This window comes from Azospirillum brasilense (genome assembly GCF_008365405.1).
GTDB classification, from domain to species: domain Bacteria; phylum Pseudomonadota; class Alphaproteobacteria; order Azospirillales; family Azospirillaceae; genus Azospirillum; species Azospirillum brasilense_D.
In genome coordinates, this window is the sequence record NZ_QOKV01000026.1 from 1 (window position 1) to 14,432 (window position 14,432).

At 68.3% G+C, this 14,432-nt stretch carries 12 protein-coding genes, 1 tRNA gene and 1 pseudogene; 2 read left to right on the plus strand and 12 right to left on the minus strand.

What is annotated here, in order from left to right; translation table 11 throughout:
* The 5 genes and pseudogenes from DS837_RS27245 to DS837_RS27265 all read right to left on the minus strand — a co-directional run.
* Positions 1 to 379, minus strand: a pseudogene (locus tag DS837_RS27245) (NAD(P)(+) transhydrogenase (Re/Si-specific) subunit alpha); the annotation flags it as partial.
* 259 nt (positions 380 to 638) lie between these two features.
* Positions 639 to 1,094: a CBS domain-containing protein gene (locus DS837_RS27250; protein WP_149167596.1), complete on the minus strand. Its 456-nt coding sequence runs from the start codon at positions 1,092 to 1,094 to the stop codon at positions 639 to 641.
* 99 nt (positions 1,095 to 1,193) lie between these two features.
* Positions 1,194 to 2,219, minus strand: coding sequence for a 2-dehydropantoate 2-reductase (locus DS837_RS27255; protein ID WP_149167597.1), 1,026 nt, complete (start codon positions 2,217 to 2,219; stop codon positions 1,194 to 1,196).
* Between the two features lie 274 nt (positions 2,220 to 2,493).
* On the minus strand, positions 2,494 to 2,976 hold the full coding sequence (locus DS837_RS27260) for a GNAT family N-acetyltransferase (RefSeq protein WP_149167598.1): 483 nt from the start codon (positions 2,974 to 2,976) through the stop codon (positions 2,494 to 2,496).
* Between the two features lie 168 nt (positions 2,977 to 3,144).
* Complete coding sequence (locus tag DS837_RS27265) at positions 3,145 to 4,074, minus strand: histone deacetylase family protein (RefSeq protein WP_149167599.1); 930 nt, start codon at positions 4,072 to 4,074, stop codon at positions 3,145 to 3,147.
* 488 nt (positions 4,075 to 4,562) lie between these two features.
* On the opposite strand from DS837_RS27265, the gene oxlT reads away from it, so the two are divergent.
* Positions 4,563 to 5,864, plus strand: coding sequence for an oxalate/formate MFS antiporter (oxlT, locus tag DS837_RS27270; protein WP_149167600.1), 1,302 nt, complete (start codon positions 4,563 to 4,565; stop codon positions 5,862 to 5,864).
* Between the two features lie 91 nt (positions 5,865 to 5,955).
* On the opposite strand, the gene DS837_RS27275 is transcribed toward oxlT, so the two are convergent.
* From DS837_RS27275 to recJ, 4 genes are all read right to left on the minus strand, one after another.
* Entirely contained in the window at positions 5,956 to 6,162 is a 207-nt protein-coding gene (locus tag DS837_RS27275; RefSeq protein ID WP_114859934.1) for a hypothetical protein, read from the minus strand.
* A gap of 121 nt (positions 6,163 to 6,283) precedes the next feature.
* Positions 6,284 to 7,123, minus strand: a complete 840-nt coding sequence (locus DS837_RS27280; RefSeq protein ID WP_149167601.1) for an aldo/keto reductase — start codon at positions 7,121 to 7,123, stop codon at positions 6,284 to 6,286.
* A gap of 232 nt (positions 7,124 to 7,355) precedes the next feature.
* A tRNA-Glu gene (locus tag DS837_RS27285) sits at positions 7,356 to 7,431 on the minus strand.
* Positions 7,432 to 7,554: 123 nt separating this feature from the next.
* Positions 7,555 to 9,354: a single-stranded-DNA-specific exonuclease RecJ gene (gene recJ, locus DS837_RS27290; protein ID WP_149167602.1), complete on the minus strand. Its 1,800-nt coding sequence runs from the start codon at positions 9,352 to 9,354 to the stop codon at positions 7,555 to 7,557.
* 211 nt (positions 9,355 to 9,565) lie between these two features.
* On the opposite strand from recJ, the gene DS837_RS27295 reads away from it, so the two are divergent.
* Positions 9,566 to 10,660, plus strand: a complete 1,095-nt coding sequence (locus DS837_RS27295; RefSeq protein ID WP_149167603.1) for a glycerol dehydrogenase — start codon at positions 9,566 to 9,568, stop codon at positions 10,658 to 10,660.
* 61 nt (positions 10,661 to 10,721) lie between these two features.
* On the opposite strand, the gene glpX is transcribed toward DS837_RS27295, so the two are convergent.
* The 3 genes from glpX to DS837_RS27310 are packed head-to-tail and all read right to left on the minus strand — an operon-like array spanning position 10,722 to position 14,340.
* Positions 10,722 to 11,714 carry a class II fructose-bisphosphatase gene (gene glpX / locus DS837_RS27300; protein WP_014240259.1) on the minus strand — a complete coding sequence of 331 codons (993 nt, stop codon included), beginning with the start codon at positions 11,712 to 11,714 and terminating at the stop codon, positions 10,722 to 10,724.
* Between the two features lie 44 nt (positions 11,715 to 11,758).
* Positions 11,759 to 13,066, minus strand: coding sequence for a homoserine dehydrogenase (locus DS837_RS27305; RefSeq protein WP_149167604.1), 1,308 nt, complete (start codon positions 13,064 to 13,066; stop codon positions 11,759 to 11,761).
* On the minus strand, positions 13,066 to 14,340 hold the full coding sequence (locus DS837_RS27310; protein WP_149167605.1) for an LL-diaminopimelate aminotransferase: 1,275 nt from the start codon (positions 14,338 to 14,340) through the stop codon (positions 13,066 to 13,068). The genes DS837_RS27305 and DS837_RS27310 overlap by 1 nt, the downstream gene beginning before the upstream one ends.
* Positions 14,341 to 14,432: the final 92 nt, after the last annotated feature.

A 14,432-nucleotide genomic window follows, 5' to 3' on the forward strand; every position in this document is an offset into this window, starting at 1 on the left:
GCATGAACTCCATGGCGAAGGCGTTCACCCCGGCCGCGGCGTAGGCCGCCACGTGGTCGCGGCTGTTGTAGGGGTTGAGGATGGCGAACAGCAGCGCGCCGCGCTTGATCAGCGCCAGCTCGTCGAGATCCCCTTCCCCGGCCAGCAGCGGGCGCTGCACCTTCAGCACGATGTCGGCGTCGGCCAGCGCCGAGGCGGCGTCCGGCGCGATTTCCGCGCCGGCGTCCTGGTAAACCCGGTCCGGCAGGTTCGAGCCCAAACCGGCGCCGGCCTCGACCACGACGTCGAGACCGAGAGCCTTGATCTTCTTGACCGTCTCCGGAGACGCCGCGACGCGATTCTCGCCCGCGCGCCGTTCCCTGGGTATGGCGATTTTCATGGTTGTTGATTGCCTCCCAAAGCAATCGGCAGGACGAGGCGTCAGCGCTCCGGCCTCGACGGCGGGCGGCCTCGGCGGGCGGCCCGCCGGTCAAATTCTCGAATGATGTCGGTGCCGGCCAGCGGCGTGGCGGTGTCCGGCGTCAGGCCCGCAGGGCGGCGGAGCGGTCACCCGGGATGGATGCGGGTGACCGCCTCCGGACCGCCGCCGCCTTCACGTGGAGGCTGACCTTGAACGCTGTCCAAGGCGCCGTCGTCCGTCACTGGGCCGCGGCGACGGGGTAGCTGACGACCTCGCCCGCCCCGGCGTCCGGCGGGGCGGCGTCGAGCTGCGCCTTGATGAGATCGCGCACGCTGACCACGCCGACCAGCGAGGCGCCGTCCAGAACGGGGATGTGACGAATGGTGTGCTCGTCCATCAGCTGGAGCACGTGGCGGACGGAATCGCCCGGCGTGCAGCAGACGGGATGATGGCTCATCACCGCCGTGACCGGCAGGGACAGGATGCCCGGCCCGCGGTCGGTCAGGCTGCGCACGATGTCGCGTTCGGAAATCACCCCTACGACCGTGTTGCCCTCGGTCCGGCAGACGTCCTTGACCACCAGCGCGCCGGTGTTTTCCGCCTTGAGAAGACGCAACGCCGTTTCTACGGTCTCGTTGATGCGCACCGTGCCGATGCGCGTCCCCTTCCGGCGGAGAATGTCTTCAACCCTCATGACGCTCCTCCTGTGAAGCGATTGTCCGGCCCCTCGGCGTTGCTTCGCTGCGTCGTTGGGGGCGATGGTTTCTGTGTGCGGGGCCGGACGGTGTCCGCCCTACTGGGCGGCGACCGCGGGTGCGGCCTCGGACGATGCCCGCTGCGGGCGGCTGTAGCAGTCGGCGATCTCACCGCGCTGGCGGACGAGCGCCAGAACCACGTCGATGGTCGGGGTCGACACGCCGACCATGCGGCCCATCTCCTGGACCACCGACAGCAGGGCGTCGATCTCCATCGGGCGGCCGCGCTCCAGATCTTGGAGCATCGAGGTCTTGTGGGCGCCGACGGCGCCGGCGCCGTTGATGCGGCGTTCGACATCCACCCGGAAATGCACGCCCAGACGGTCGCCGATCTCCTTGGCCTCCAGCATCATCGCCTTGGCGACGGCGCGGGTCTCCGGATCGGAGCAGATGACGTCCAGCGTGGCGTGGGTGAGCGCGCTGATCGGGTTGAAGCAGAGGTTGCCCCACAGCTTCAGCCAGATCTCGTCGCGGATGCGGTCGAGCACCGGGGCGCGCAGGCCACCGGCCTCCATCGCCGCGCTGAGCTTCTTCACGCGGTCCGACTGGCTGCCGTCCGGCTCGCCCAGCGAGAACTTGTCGCCGTAGATGTGCTGAATGACGCCGGGTTCGACGACTTCGGTGGCGGGGTAGACGACGCAGCCGATGGCGCGCTCCGGGCTCAGGCCGTTCCACTGGATGCCGCCCGGATCGACGGTGTCGAGCACGCGGCCTTCGAATTCGCCGCCATTCTTATAGAAGTACCAGTAGGGGATGCCGTTGACCGCGGTGACCACGGCGGTGTCCTTGCCGAGCAGCGGCTGGATGGCGTTGACGACGCTGGGAACGGAGTGGGCCTTCAGACCGATGATGACGTAGTCCTGCGGGCCGAGTTCCGCCGCGTTGTCGGTGCAGCGGGGGTGGACGACCGTTTCTTCCTCTCCGACGATCAGCTTCACGCCGTTCTCACGCATGGCCGTGAGGTGGGCGCCGCGCGCCACGAGGCTGACATCCGCGCCGGCCTGGTGGAGACGCACACCCAGATACCCGCCGATGGCCCCGGACCCAAAGATGCAGATCTTCATAACCCGTTTCCTCTCCCCCAATTATCGGCCACGCGCTGCGCAGCCTTTGCAGTAACCCCAATCAATCAGCACACCGAACAAATACGGAGTTTGGTATACCAGATACCAGATGTCAACTGGCAAAATAGACCCTGTCGAGGGAGGGGCATGATCCGGAATCGGGCGAGAATCCTGGGTTTTCCAACGAAAGTTCGAGCATGGAAAACCGGACGCTCAGCCCGTCCGGACTCCCGGTTCGCGGGTCCATCCGGTGTGCGGGATCAGGTGCGCGGGATCAGGTGAGCGGAAGGACGAGCTGGAACGCCTTAACCGTCATGCGCTTCCGGTGATAGAAGCGGTGCGCGTCGCCGCGTTGGACGCCGGAGATGATTTCCATCTGGGCGCAGCCCTTTTCGCGGGCCTGGGCGGCCAGCCAATCGAACAGCTTGTCGCCCAGACCGAAGGAGCGGTGCTTCGGCGAGGTGACGAGGTCCTCAACATACATATAGCGGCCGCGCGACAGCGTCTCGTGAACGCGGAAGCCGCCGCAGCCGGCCACCTCGCCGTCGATGCGCAGGAGCGCCATGTTGTAGCCGTCCTCCATCTGGCGGCGGATCTGGGCGGCGTAGGCGTCGGCGTCGGTCATGTGGGTGCGCAGTTCCTTCACCACCGCGTAGCTGTCGGCGATGTCGGCGTCGGTCTTCGCCAGAGTGATTTCGATGGTGGGCTGGCCCGAAGCGTTCTGAGCAGCGTTCTGTTCGGCGATCCGCTGGTCCATCGTGCGTAACTCCCGTTTTTTTGTGTGTTCGAGGGACTCTGTTCGTCTCTCTGGTATTTGGTATACCAGATAATCCGTGCGGGAAGCAACTGCTCGCATGATGCACCCGCACGAAGACCTTCGAAAAGACCTCCCAATTGATGAGGGAGCCACGCCATGGCAGCCCGATCAGCCACGCATCAAGGCTTGAAGGTGGGCCGCGCAGCCTTCCGCCAAGCCGATGGCGTCATAGCCACCCTCCAGCACCGTCACCACGCGACCGCCGCACAACCGGTCCGCCGCCTCCATCAGCTTGCGGGTCGCCCATTCGAAGTCCGGGCCGGTGAAGTTCAGCGACGCCAGCGGGTCGCGGGCGTGGGCGTCGAATCCGGCGGAGATCAGGATCAACTCCGGCTGAAACTCCTCCAGCGCGGGGAGGATGCGCCGCTCCATGGCCTGACGGAACTCCACCGTCCCGGAGTGGGGCGGCAGCGGCGCGTTGACGATGTTGTCGGCGACCCCGGTCTCGCTCATCGAGCCGGTGCCGGGATAGAGCGGCGACTGGTGGGTCGAGGCGAAGAACAGGTCGGCGTCGTCCCAGAACATCGCCTGGGTGCCGTTGCCGTGGTGCACGTCGTAGTCGACCACGGCCACTCGGGTCAGGCCGCGCCGCTTGCGGGCGTGCTCGGCACCGACCGCCACATTGTTGAAGACGCAGAAGCCCATGGCGCGGGCCGGCTCGGCGTGGTGGCCGCAGGGGCGGACGGCGCAGAAGGCATTCGTAGCCGTCCCGTCCAGCACGGCGTCCACCGCCGCGCAGACCGCGCCGGCGGCCCGCAGGATCGCCGAGCGCGAGGTGGGGGACAGCACGGTGTCGGCGTCCAGCCGGACATGGCCGCTGTCCGGGACCGCGTTCAGCACAGCGTCCACATAGGCCGGGTCGTGCACCCAGCGCAGCTGCTCGACCTCCGCCTCCGGGGCCTCGAAGCGCGGCAGATCGCGGAACTCGTCGCGGTCCAGAACCTCCCACACCACGGCGATTCGCTCCGGACGCTCCGGGTGCCCCGGGCCGGTGTCGTGCGCCAGGAAGTCCGGGTGGGTGAAAATGGCGGTGGTCATCGAGTCCTCTCCTCCCCTGTATCGACGATTTGAAGCTGGTCAATCGCGCGACGGCGCCGAAGCGGCATGCCGTCCCGAGTCGACGCGCACTCTCGCCTTATATGTATACCAGATACCAGAATGGGCCAAATCGCTTTGCTGACGAACCGTCAGCAAAGCCACCGTCCAGGCGCGAGAACCCCTATCCGAACAAGGGCCATCAGCGCTTCCGAAGGTGGTAGACCGGCCCTGCATGCCAAGTCTGTTTGTTACGCTGACAAACAGCTTGCGCCGAAAACTGTATCTGGCATACCATATCTCTAATGCCAAAAACGCTCATTCCGGGAGCTTAAGCCGCCCACACCAAGCGGCCGGTTCCACGGGCAAGCCAAGACGATGGAGTCACCCCGGCACACCACGGGGAAGCCTCCAATCAAAAAAACAAAAACAACCCGACTCAAAAAAGCAAAAGACCGCTTCGCAAAGAGATCGCTTCTAGGAGGAGAGAAATGCACCAAGCCCTCACGGAGGCCCCGAAGGGGCCCCTCGGTGGCCGCTGGTTCCAGCTCGTCATCGGCGTCATCTGCATGTCGATGATCGCGAACCTGCAGTATGGCTGGACTCTGTTCGTCGAGCCCATCGACCAGAAGCATGGCTGGGGCCGTGCGGCCATCCAGGTGGCCTTCACCATCTTCGTCGTCATGGAAACCTGGCTGGTTCCCGTCGAAGGCTGGTTCGTCGACAAGTTCGGCCCGCGCATCGTCGTCCTGATCGGCGGCGTGCTCTGCGCCGTGGCCTGGGCGGTCAACTCGGTGGCCGACTCGCTCGCCATGCTCTATCTCGGCGCGGCGCTGGGAGGCATCGGTGCCGGCGGCGTCTACGGCACCTGCGTGGGCAACGCGCTGAAGTGGTTCCCCGACCGCCGCGGCCTCGCTGCCGGCCTGACCGCCGCCGGCTTCGGCGCCGGCTCGGCCCTGACGGTCGTGCCGATCGCCAACATGATCCACTCCTCGGGCTATCAAGCCACCTTCCTGACTTTCGGCATCGGCCAGGGCGCGGTGATCCTCGCGCTGGCGTGGTTCTTGGCGGCGCCGAAGAAGGGGCAGGTTCCGGAGGTCTCCCGCTCGTCGGTGTCGCAGACCCGCGAAAGCTACACCCCGGTCCAGATGCTGAAGACCCCGGTCTTCTGGGTCATGTACGCCATGTTCGTGATGGTGGCGGCAGGCGGCCTGATGGCGACCGCGCAGCTCGGCCCGATCGCCAAGGACTTCCACCTGGACGGCGTTCCCGTCAGCATCATGGGCCTGACCCTGCCGGCGCTGACCTTCGCCCTGTCGATCGACCGCGTGCTGAACGGCGTCACCCGCCCCTTCTTCGGCTGGGTGTCGGACCACATCGGCCGCGAGAACACCATGTTCATCGCCTTCTCTCTGGAGTGCGTCGGCATCCTGGCGCTGAACCAGTGGGGCCACAACCCCGTCGCCTTCGTGATCCTGACGGGTCTGGTGTTCTTCGCCTGGGGTGAGATCTACAGCCTGTTCCCGGCGCTGTGCGGCGACTCCTTCGGCTCGAAGTTCGCCACCACCAACGCCGGCCTGCTGTACACCGCCAAGGGCACCGCGTCGCTGGTCGTTCCCTTCGCCAACGTGGCGGTCGCCTCGACCGGCAGCTGGCAGGCGGTGTTCTTCTTCGCCGCCGCGGTGAACGGCATCGCCGCCCTGCTGGCGATCTTCGTCCTGAAGCCGATGCGCGCCCGCCAGATCACCGAGAGCCTGCCGGCCTCGAAGCTGGCTGCGGAGCCGGCCCAGTAAGGCACCGGCCGCACCATCAGCACCTGAACGCAATCGGGCCGGGAGATTTCCCGGCCCGATCTGCTTTTGGGGAAAGGTTTTCGGGAAAAGGTCAGAGCCCGCGCGGGAACGACGCCCAGGACGGTCCGCCTTCGATCTCCTCCTGCGCCTTGCGCGCCTTCTTCACCCGGCGGAGATGCCGGGGCGACCAGGGATCGCGGACCGGCATGCCGGCGGTGGCGACCTCGGCGGTCAGAATCCGTGCCACGACGATGGCGAAGCCCGACAACAGCATGGACAGAAGAACGATGGCGAGCATGCTTCGAATCCCGGATGAGCCACACGCGGACTCAGGCATGCCTGATTCCGCAATGCAGCATACATAGGCCGTTCGGCCAGGGAAATCGAGTCCGCCACCGCAAGCGCTGCGCTTCGCCGCGCTACAGCATCTCCAGCGGGCGCGGCCCGCGGGGCGGCGGGAAAGCCCGGTCGAGGTCCGCGAGGTCCTGCTCGTCGAGCCGCAGGTCGGCGGCGGCCCGGTTGTCGCGGATATGGGCGGGGTCCGACGCCTTGGGGATGGCGATCACCCCGTCCTGGCGCAGCAGCCAGGCCAACCCGACCTGGGCCGGTGTCGCGCCGTGCCGGTCGGCGACGCGGCGCAGTTCCGGATGGCGCAGCATCCGCCCCTGCTCGATCGGCGAATAGGCCATGATCGGGATGCCTCGCCCCCGGCACCAGGGCTGAAGGTCGTATTCGATGCCGCGGCGGGTCAGGTTGTAGAGGAGCTGGTTGGTCTGCACCCCCTCCCCGCCCGGCGTACCGACCAACTCCTCCATGTCCTGGAGATCCAGGTTGCTGACACCCCATCGGCCAATCTTGCCGTCGCGCATCAGCGTGTCGAAGGCCTCAATGGTTTCGGAAAAATCGTGGCTGCCGCGCCAGTGCAGCAGATAGAGGTCGATGCGGTCGGTACGCAGACGCTTCAGGCTGCGTTCGCAGGCCGCGATGGTGCCGCGGCGGCTGGCGTTCATCGGCAACACCTTGCTGACCAGGAACACCTCGTCCCGGCGCCCGGCGATGGCCTCGCCGACCACCTCCTCCGCCCCGCCGTCGGCGTACATCTCCGCCGTGTCGATCAGCGTCATGCCGAGGTCGAGGCCGAGCCGCAGCGCCGCCGCCTCCCGCGCGCGGTCGCGGCTGTCCTCGCCCATGTACCAAGTGCCCTGGCCGAGCACCGGCACGGCGGTTCCCGAAGGAAGGCGTGTCGTCGGAATGGTCATGGATGTCTCCCGTTCCCTTGGCCCCGTCGAAGAGCGTGAGGAACGTTAGTCCACGGAGCCCCCCCTGGAAACCGCCACTTGGCGCTATTTCGACGGGCGGGAGAGGCCAACGACGGCATCACGACGAACGGGTCGCCCGCAGCCGGCAAAGGCACCGGACAAATGACGCCTGAAACGACAAAAGCTCAGCCAAGGGCTGAGCTTTCGAAACCGGTGCCAACCTGTGAGAAGATGGCGTCCCCAAGGGGATTCGAACCCCTGTCGCCGCCGTGAAAGGGCGGTGTCCTAGGCCTCTAGACGATGGGGACGTCGTTGGCGTGGCGGGATTACTAATGGGATGGCGGGCCGAGCGCAAGCGTTTTTTCCAACGCCTTTCTACCTCGTTCGCGTATGCCCCCTATGCATGGTCTCCGCTCCGAATTTGTTTGCATTCACATGGTTTGCGCGGGTGCGGCGTCATCGATCAGAAGCTGGACTCCCTCCGCCCCGTTCCAGCGATCGATGCGCAGGACGCCGGCGAGGTGGAAGGGCGATCCGCGGCCCATCAGCAGGGCTTTTCCCATCTCGCTGTCCAGCGCGCGGAAGGCGATGGCCTTCAGCCGGGCGCCGTCGCCACCCTGCAGGATGCAGCGGACATGATTCGCCCCGACCACGTCCGCCCGCACCACGCGGGCGTCGGTGACGGCGAAGCGCGGCTCCGCGTTGCCGGTGCCGAAGGGGCCGAGCTGGTTCAACCGGTCCACCAATGCGGCGTTCGCGGCCCCCACCGACAGCGCGCCGTCCAGCTCCAGCGTCGGCACCAGCGGGGCCGCGGCGACCTCTTCGGCGACGCGGCCGGTCAGGAAGGCCTGGAGGTCGGCCAGCTTTTCGCCCGCGACGGTGAAGCCCGCCGCCATGCGGTGCCCGCCGCCGGCCATCAGCAGCCCTTCCTGCCGCGCCGCGATCACCGCCGCCCCGAGATCGACCCCGCGCACCGAACGGCCCGAGGCCTTGCCGATCACCGTGCCGTCCGCCCCCTCCTCCAGGGCAATGACGCAGGCGGGGCGGCTGTAGCGCTCCTTCAGGCGGCTGGCGACGATGCCGATCACGCCGGGGTGCCAGCCCTCCCCCGCCACGAAGACCAGCTCGGACAACTCGTCGGCGTGCTCCTCCAGCCGGGCCATGGCGTCGGCGAGCACGCCCTGCTCCACCGCGCGGCGCTCGGCGTTGTGGGCCTCCAGCTTCTGGGCCAGCTCCATCGCCTCCATGGGGTCGTCGGTGGAGAGCAGCCGCGCCCCGAGGTCCGACGCGCCGACGCGCCCGCCGGCGTTGACCCGCGGGCCGAGCACGAAGCCGGCGTGGTAGGCGTCCGGTTTCTCCTTGACCCCGGCGACGTCGGACAGGGCGGACAGGCCAGGGTTGGCGCGCCGCGCCATCACCTTCAGCCCTTGCGCCACCAGGGCGCGGTTCAGCCCGGTCAGGGGCACCACGTCGCACACCGTGCCCAGCGCCACGAGGTCGAGCCACTCCATCAGGTTCGGCTCGTTGCGGCCCGCGTAGAATCCGGCGCCACGCAGCGCGCGGTTCACCGCCACCACGGCCAGGAAGGTCACCCCCGCCGCGCACAGCGTGCGATAGGCACCGTCCTCGTCCAGCCGGTTCGGGTTGACCAGGGCGACGGCAGGCGGGAGACGCGGTTCCGCCGCGTGATGGTCGAGGACCACCACCTCCAGCCCGGCCTCCGCCGCCGCCTCCAGCGCCGCGAAGGCGGAGATTCCGCAGTCCACCGTCACCACCAGCCGCACGCCCTCGGCCTTCAGCCGCAGCAGCGCCGGGCCGTTGGGGCCGTAGCCCTCCTTCATGCGGTCGGGCACGTAGATCCGCAGATCCGCCCCCACCGCCCGGAAGAAGCGCCGCAGCAGCGCGGAGGAGGTGGCGCCGTCCACGTCATAATCGCCGAAGACGGCCACCGGCTCGCCATCCATCACGGCGCGCGCGATGCGCTCCGCGGCAACGTCCATGTCCTTGAAGCGGGAGGGGTCGGGAAGCAGCGCCTTCAGCGTCGGGTTCAGGAAGCCGTCGCATGCCTCCTCCGTCACACCGCGGGCGGCGAGCACCCGCCCGACGATCTCCGGCAGCCCCCGCCCCTGCGCCAGCCCCCAGGCCAGCCGCTCGTCGTAGGGCCGCGCCTGCCAGCGCTTGCCGGACAGGGAATGGGCGACGTTCAGGAAGGGAGGAACGGTGTCGGTCATGCTGCCCAGAATGCCACGGATCGGAAAGGGCGAAGCCATAGCAGATGGGGGACATGCGGGCCAGCGGATGGGGGCCGTCGGTAGCGTCGGAAGCGTCGCGTCTGTACGCAAAGGTGGCAGGCGGCCTTGCCGCACCGCAACTTGAGGCAGGTCATTGCGGGTGGGGAAATGTCCTGCTCCACTGCGTCATCCACACGCGGAGGAGGGAACCATGATCACCACGGCGATCTTTCCGGCCCGCTACGTTCAGGGCAACGGCGCCCTCGACAGCCTGGGGGAGGATCTGGCCCGGCTGGGCAAGACGGTTCTGGCCGTTACCGACGGCTTCGTCCTGAAGACGCTGAAGGGCCGGCTGGTTGACGCCGCCGCCGGGCGCGTCGAGATGGACATCCAGGAATTCCGCGGCGAATGCTCCGACGAGGAGATCGAGCGGCTGACCGGCCTCGCCCGCGCCATGGGGGCGGAGGTCGTGGCCGGCATCGGCGGCGGCAAGGCGCTCGACACCGCCAAGGCGATCGCCCACGCGCTGGACGCGCGCACCGCCATCGTTCCGACGCTCGCCTCCACCGACGCGCCGTGCAGCGCCCTGTCGGTGATCTACACGCCGGAGGGGGCCTTCAAGCGCTACCTCGTGCTGCCGCGCAACCCCGACCTCGTGCTGGTCGACACCGGCGTGGTGGCGAGCGCCCCGGTGCGCTTCCTCGTCTCCGGCATGGGCGACGCCCTGTCCACCTGGTTCGAGGCGGAGGACTGCCGCATCAAGCGCGGCGGCAACATGACCGGGCGCGTCGGCCCGATGACCGCTTTCGCGCTGGCCCGGCTGTGCTACGACACGCTGCTGGAGTATGGCGTGCTCGCCAAGTCGGCCTGCGAACAGGGCGTGGTCACCCCGGCGCTGGAGCGCATCGTCGAGGCCAACACGCTGCTGAGCGGGCTGGGCTTCGAGAGCGGCGGTCTGGCGGCGGCGCACGCCGTCCACAACGGCCTGACCGCGCTGGAGGAAACGCACCATTGCTGGCACGGCGAGAAGGTCGCCTTCGGCACGCTGACGCTGCTGATCCTGACCGACCGGCCGCCGGCGGTGCTGGACGAGGTCTACGGCTTCTGCAAGGCGGTGGGGCTGCCGACGACGCTGGCCGAGATCGGCCTCGCCGGTGTGCCGGACGAGCGGCTCCTGCTGGCGGCGGAACGGGCTTGCGCCGAGGGCGAGACCATCCACAACGAACCGCACGAGATCACCCCGCAGCGCGTCCTGGCCGCCATGAAGGCCGCCGACGCCGAGGGACGGCGGCGGAAGGGTCTGTAAACTTCAAAAAGGAAAGGGGCGCGCGGCAGAGCACCGCGCGCCCCTTTTTCTTTAAGCAGCCTCAGGCCATGCTGGGCTTGCGCTGCAGGTTGTGGTGCGCCTCGACGTAGCGCACGGTGCCCGACTTGGAACGCATGATGACCGAGTGGGTGGTGGCACCGCCGGGGAAACGGCGGACGCCGCGCAGCATGGCGCCGTCGGTCACGCCGGTCGCGGCGAACATGACGTTGCCGCTGGCCAGCTCGGTCAGGCTGTACTTCTTGTTCAGGTCCTTGACGCCCCAGCGGGCGGCGCGGGCCTTCTCGTCGTCGTTGCGGAACAGCAGACGGCCCTGGAACTGGCCGCCGATGCAGCGCAGCGCCGCCGCGGCCAGAACGCCTTCCGGCGCACCGCCGGAGCCGACATACATGTCGACGCCGGTGCCGGCCTGGCTGGTGGCGATCACGCCCGACACGTCGCCGTCGTTGATCAGCATGATGCGCGCACCGGCCTCGCGGACGCGGGCGATCAGCTCGGCGTGGCGCGGACGGTTCAGGATGCAGACCAGCAGCTCCTGCACCTCGGTGCCCTTGGCCTTGGCCAGCGCCTTGAGGTTGTTGGCCGGCGTCTCGTCGAGATCGACCACGCCTTCCGGCAGGCCGGAGCCGACGGCGATCTTGTCCATGTAGACGTCGGGCGCGTTCAGGAAGCCGCCCTCGTCCGCCATGGCGATGACGGCCAGCGAGTTCGGGCCGCCGGTGGCGCAGATGGTGGTGCCTTCCAGCGGGTCGAGCGCGATGTCCACCTTCGGCCCGCGGCCGATGCCGGCGCCGACCTTCTCGCCGATGTAAAGCATGGGCGCCTCGTCGCGCTCGCCCTCGCCGATCACGACGGTGCCGTCGATGTAGAGGGTGTTGAGCGCCTGGCGCATGGCGTCGACCGCGGCCTGGTCGGCAAGCTTCTCGTCACCGCGGCCCATCAGCAGCGACGCGGACAGCGCGGCGGCCTCGGTGACGCGGACGGCTTCCAAGGCCAGGTTCCGGTCCATACCGGACAGGTCGACATGAACGGACATGGTTGTTCTCCCCCGAATCGATGCTCGGTTCTTCTATGGTTCGGTCAAAACTGTTCGATGCGGATCATGCGCGGCGGCTCGACCACCGACTCCTTGGCGGCGATGGTGGCGAGCGCGCGCTGCATGGCCGCCTCTTCGGTGTCATGGGTGGTCAGGACCACCGGCACCGCTTCGCCGGGGGCGCGCCCGCGCTGCAGGAACTGCTCCATGGAGACGTTCTGGTCGCGCATGGCCGCCGCAACATCCGCTATCACGCCGGGACGGTCCACGACCATCAGGCGTACGTAGTACGACCCCCGGCGGGCCTCCATCGGCGACGGCTGGGCCTCGGAAAGCTGGGCCGCCGGCACGCCGAAGGTGGGGGTGGAGCGCCCGCGGGCGATGTCGATCAGGTCGGCGACCACCGCCGAGGCCGTCGGCCCCTCGCCGGCGCCGCGGCCGACGAACAGCACGCGGTCCACGAAGTCGCCCTGGGCGATCACGGCGTTGAACACGCCGTCCACCGCCGCGATGGGCGCCGCCTTCGGCACCATGCAGGGGTGCACGCGCTGCTCGATCCCGTGATCGGTGCGCCGGGCGATGCCCAGCAGCTTGATCCGGTAGCCGAGCGCGTCGGCGTAGTCGAAGTCCACCGCCGAGACGTGGCGGATGCCCTCGACATGGACGCTCTTGAAGTCCACCGGCGTGCCGAAGGCCACCGAGGTCAGGATGGCCAGCTTGTGCGCCGCGTCCACGCCGTCGATGTCGAAGCTCGGGTCGGCTTCCGCGTAGCCCAGCTTCTGCGCGTCGGCCAGCACGTCCGCGAAATCGCGGCCGGTGGTGCGCATCTCGGTCAGGATGTAGTTGCAGGTGCCGTTGAGGATGCCGTGCACCTCCGACACGCGGTTGCCCGCCAGCCCTTCGCGCAGCCCCTTGATGATCGGGATGCCGCCGGCCACCGCCGCCTCGAAGCCGATGGCGAGGCCGGCGGCCTCCGCCTTGGCGGCGAGCGCGGTGCCGTGGTGGGCGAGCAGCGCCTTGTTGGCGGTGACGACGTGGCGTCCCCGCTCCAGCGCCAGCTCGACGGTCTCCTTCGCCGGCCCCTCGGAGCCGCCGATCAGCTCGACCACCACATCCACGCCGGGATGGGCGGCGAGCGCCACCGGGTCGTCGTACCATTCGGCCGTCGACAGGTCGACGCCGCGGTCCTTGCCGCGCGAGCGGGCGCTGACCGCCACCACCTCGATGCGGCGGCCACAGCGCTGCTCGATCAGGTCGGCCTGCCGCTCCAGCAGCTTCAGAACGCCCGCGCCGACCGTGCCCAGGCCCGCGACGGCGATTTTCAGGGGGCCTGTTTTGTGGGAGTCGGACATCAGACTTTCGCTTTCTCCGGGTCGAGGAGAGCGGCGCGCGCCGCCGGGTCCTTGCTCGCCGCCGCACCGGCGGCGTTGGAGCGGAAGAACTCCTTGATGTTGCGGGTCGCCTGACGGATGCGGTGAACATTCTCCACCAGCGCCAGACGGACATGGCCGTCGCCGTACTCGCCGAAGCCGATGCCCGGCGCCACGGCCACCTTGGCCTCCTGCAGCAGCAGCTTGGAGAATTCCAGCGAGCCGAGATGGGCGAAGGGCTCCGGGATCGGCGCCCAGGCGAACATCGAGGCCGAGGGGCTCGGCACCGTCCAGCCGGCCGAGGCCAGACCCTCGATCATCACGTCGCGGCGCTGGCGGTACATGGTGCGCACCTGCTCCACGCACTCCTGCGGGCCGTTCAGCGCGGCGGTCGCGGCGACCTGGATCGGCGTGAAGGCGCCGTAGTCCAGGTACGACTTGATGCGGGCCAACGCGGTGATGAGCGTCTTGTTGCCGGTGGCGAAGCCGATGCGCCAGCCGGCCATCGAGTAGGTCTTCGACATCGAGGTGAACTCGACGGCCACCTCGCGCGCCTCTGGGATCTCCAGGATCGAGGGCGGCGGGTCACCGTCGAAGAAGACCTCGGCGTAGGCCAGATCAGACAGGATGTAGATGCCGTGCTTGCGGCAGAACTCGACGATCGGGCGGTAGAAGTCGAGCCCGACCACCTCCGCCGTCGGGTTGGACGGGTAGTTCAGCACCAGCGCCAGCGGCTTCGGCACGCTGTGGCGCACGGCGCGCTCCAGCATGTTCATGAAGCTGTCGATGTCGGTGGAGGTGCCGTTGGCCTGCCCCACCGGCAGATGGCGCACCGAGGCGCCGGCCAGGATGAAGCCGAAGGGATGGATCGGGTAGCTGGGGTTCGGCACCAGGATGATGTCGCCGGGGCTGGTGATCGCCTGGGCGAGGTTGGCGAGGCCTTCCTTCGAGCCGATGGTGACGATGCACTCCGACTCCGGATCGACGTCCACGTTGAAGCGGCGCTTGTAATAGGCCGCGTGCGCCTTGCGCAGGCCGGGGATGCCGCGGGAGTTCGAGTAGCGGTGCGTCTTGGGATCGCGCACGGCCTCGATCAGCTTATCGACGATGTGCTGGGGCGTCGGCTGGTCCGGGTTGCCCATGCCGAGGTCGATGATGTCCTCGCCGGCAGCTCGGGCTCGCGCCTTCATGGCGTTCACTTCGGCGAAGACGTAGGGCGGAAGCCGCTTGATCCGGTGGAATTCTGAATCGCTCATGGACGCTCCGAAGCCTTGTCCGGCCACGCCACGAACCCATATTTGCGGACCGGGACCACTTATCTACCGCCCTGCATCTTCAGAAGCGAGGT

Excerpts from the sequence above, each read along its gene's own strand:
- DS837_RS27275 (WP_114859934.1), bottom strand. The coding sequence starts at position 6,162 with ATGCTCGCCATCGTTCTTCTGTCCATGCTGTTGTCGGGCTTCGCCATC.
- DS837_RS27305 (WP_149167604.1), bottom strand. The coding sequence starts at position 13,066 with ATGTCCGACTCCCACAAAACAGGCCCCCTGAAAATCGCCGTCGCGGGC.
- DS837_RS27265 (WP_149167599.1), bottom strand. The coding sequence starts at position 4,074 with ATGACCACCGCCATTTTCACCCACCCGGACTTCCTGGCGCACGACACC.
- DS837_RS27250 (WP_149167596.1), bottom strand. The coding sequence starts at position 1,094 with ATGAGGGTTGAAGACATTCTCCGCCGGAAGGGGACGCGCATCGGCACG.
- oxlT (WP_149167600.1), top strand. The coding sequence starts at position 4,563 with ATGCACCAAGCCCTCACGGAGGCCCCGAAGGGGCCCCTCGGTGGCCGC.
- DS837_RS27255 (WP_149167597.1), bottom strand. The coding sequence starts at position 2,219 with ATGAAGATCTGCATCTTTGGGTCCGGGGCCATCGGCGGGTATCTGGGT.
- DS837_RS27310 (WP_149167605.1), bottom strand. The coding sequence starts at position 14,340 with ATGAGCGATTCAGAATTCCACCGGATCAAGCGGCTTCCGCCCTACGTC.
- glpX (WP_014240259.1), bottom strand. The coding sequence starts at position 11,714 with ATGTCCGTTCATGTCGACCTGTCCGGTATGGACCGGAACCTGGCCTTG.
- recJ (WP_149167602.1), bottom strand. The coding sequence starts at position 9,354 with ATGACCGACACCGTTCCTCCCTTCCTGAACGTCGCCCATTCCCTGTCC.
- DS837_RS27280 (WP_149167601.1), bottom strand. The coding sequence starts at position 7,123 with ATGACCATTCCGACGACACGCCTTCCTTCGGGAACCGCCGTGCCGGTG.
- DS837_RS27260 (WP_149167598.1), bottom strand. The coding sequence starts at position 2,976 with ATGGACCAGCGGATCGCCGAACAGAACGCTGCTCAGAACGCTTCGGGC.
- DS837_RS27295 (WP_149167603.1), top strand. The coding sequence starts at position 9,566 with ATGATCACCACGGCGATCTTTCCGGCCCGCTACGTTCAGGGCAACGGC.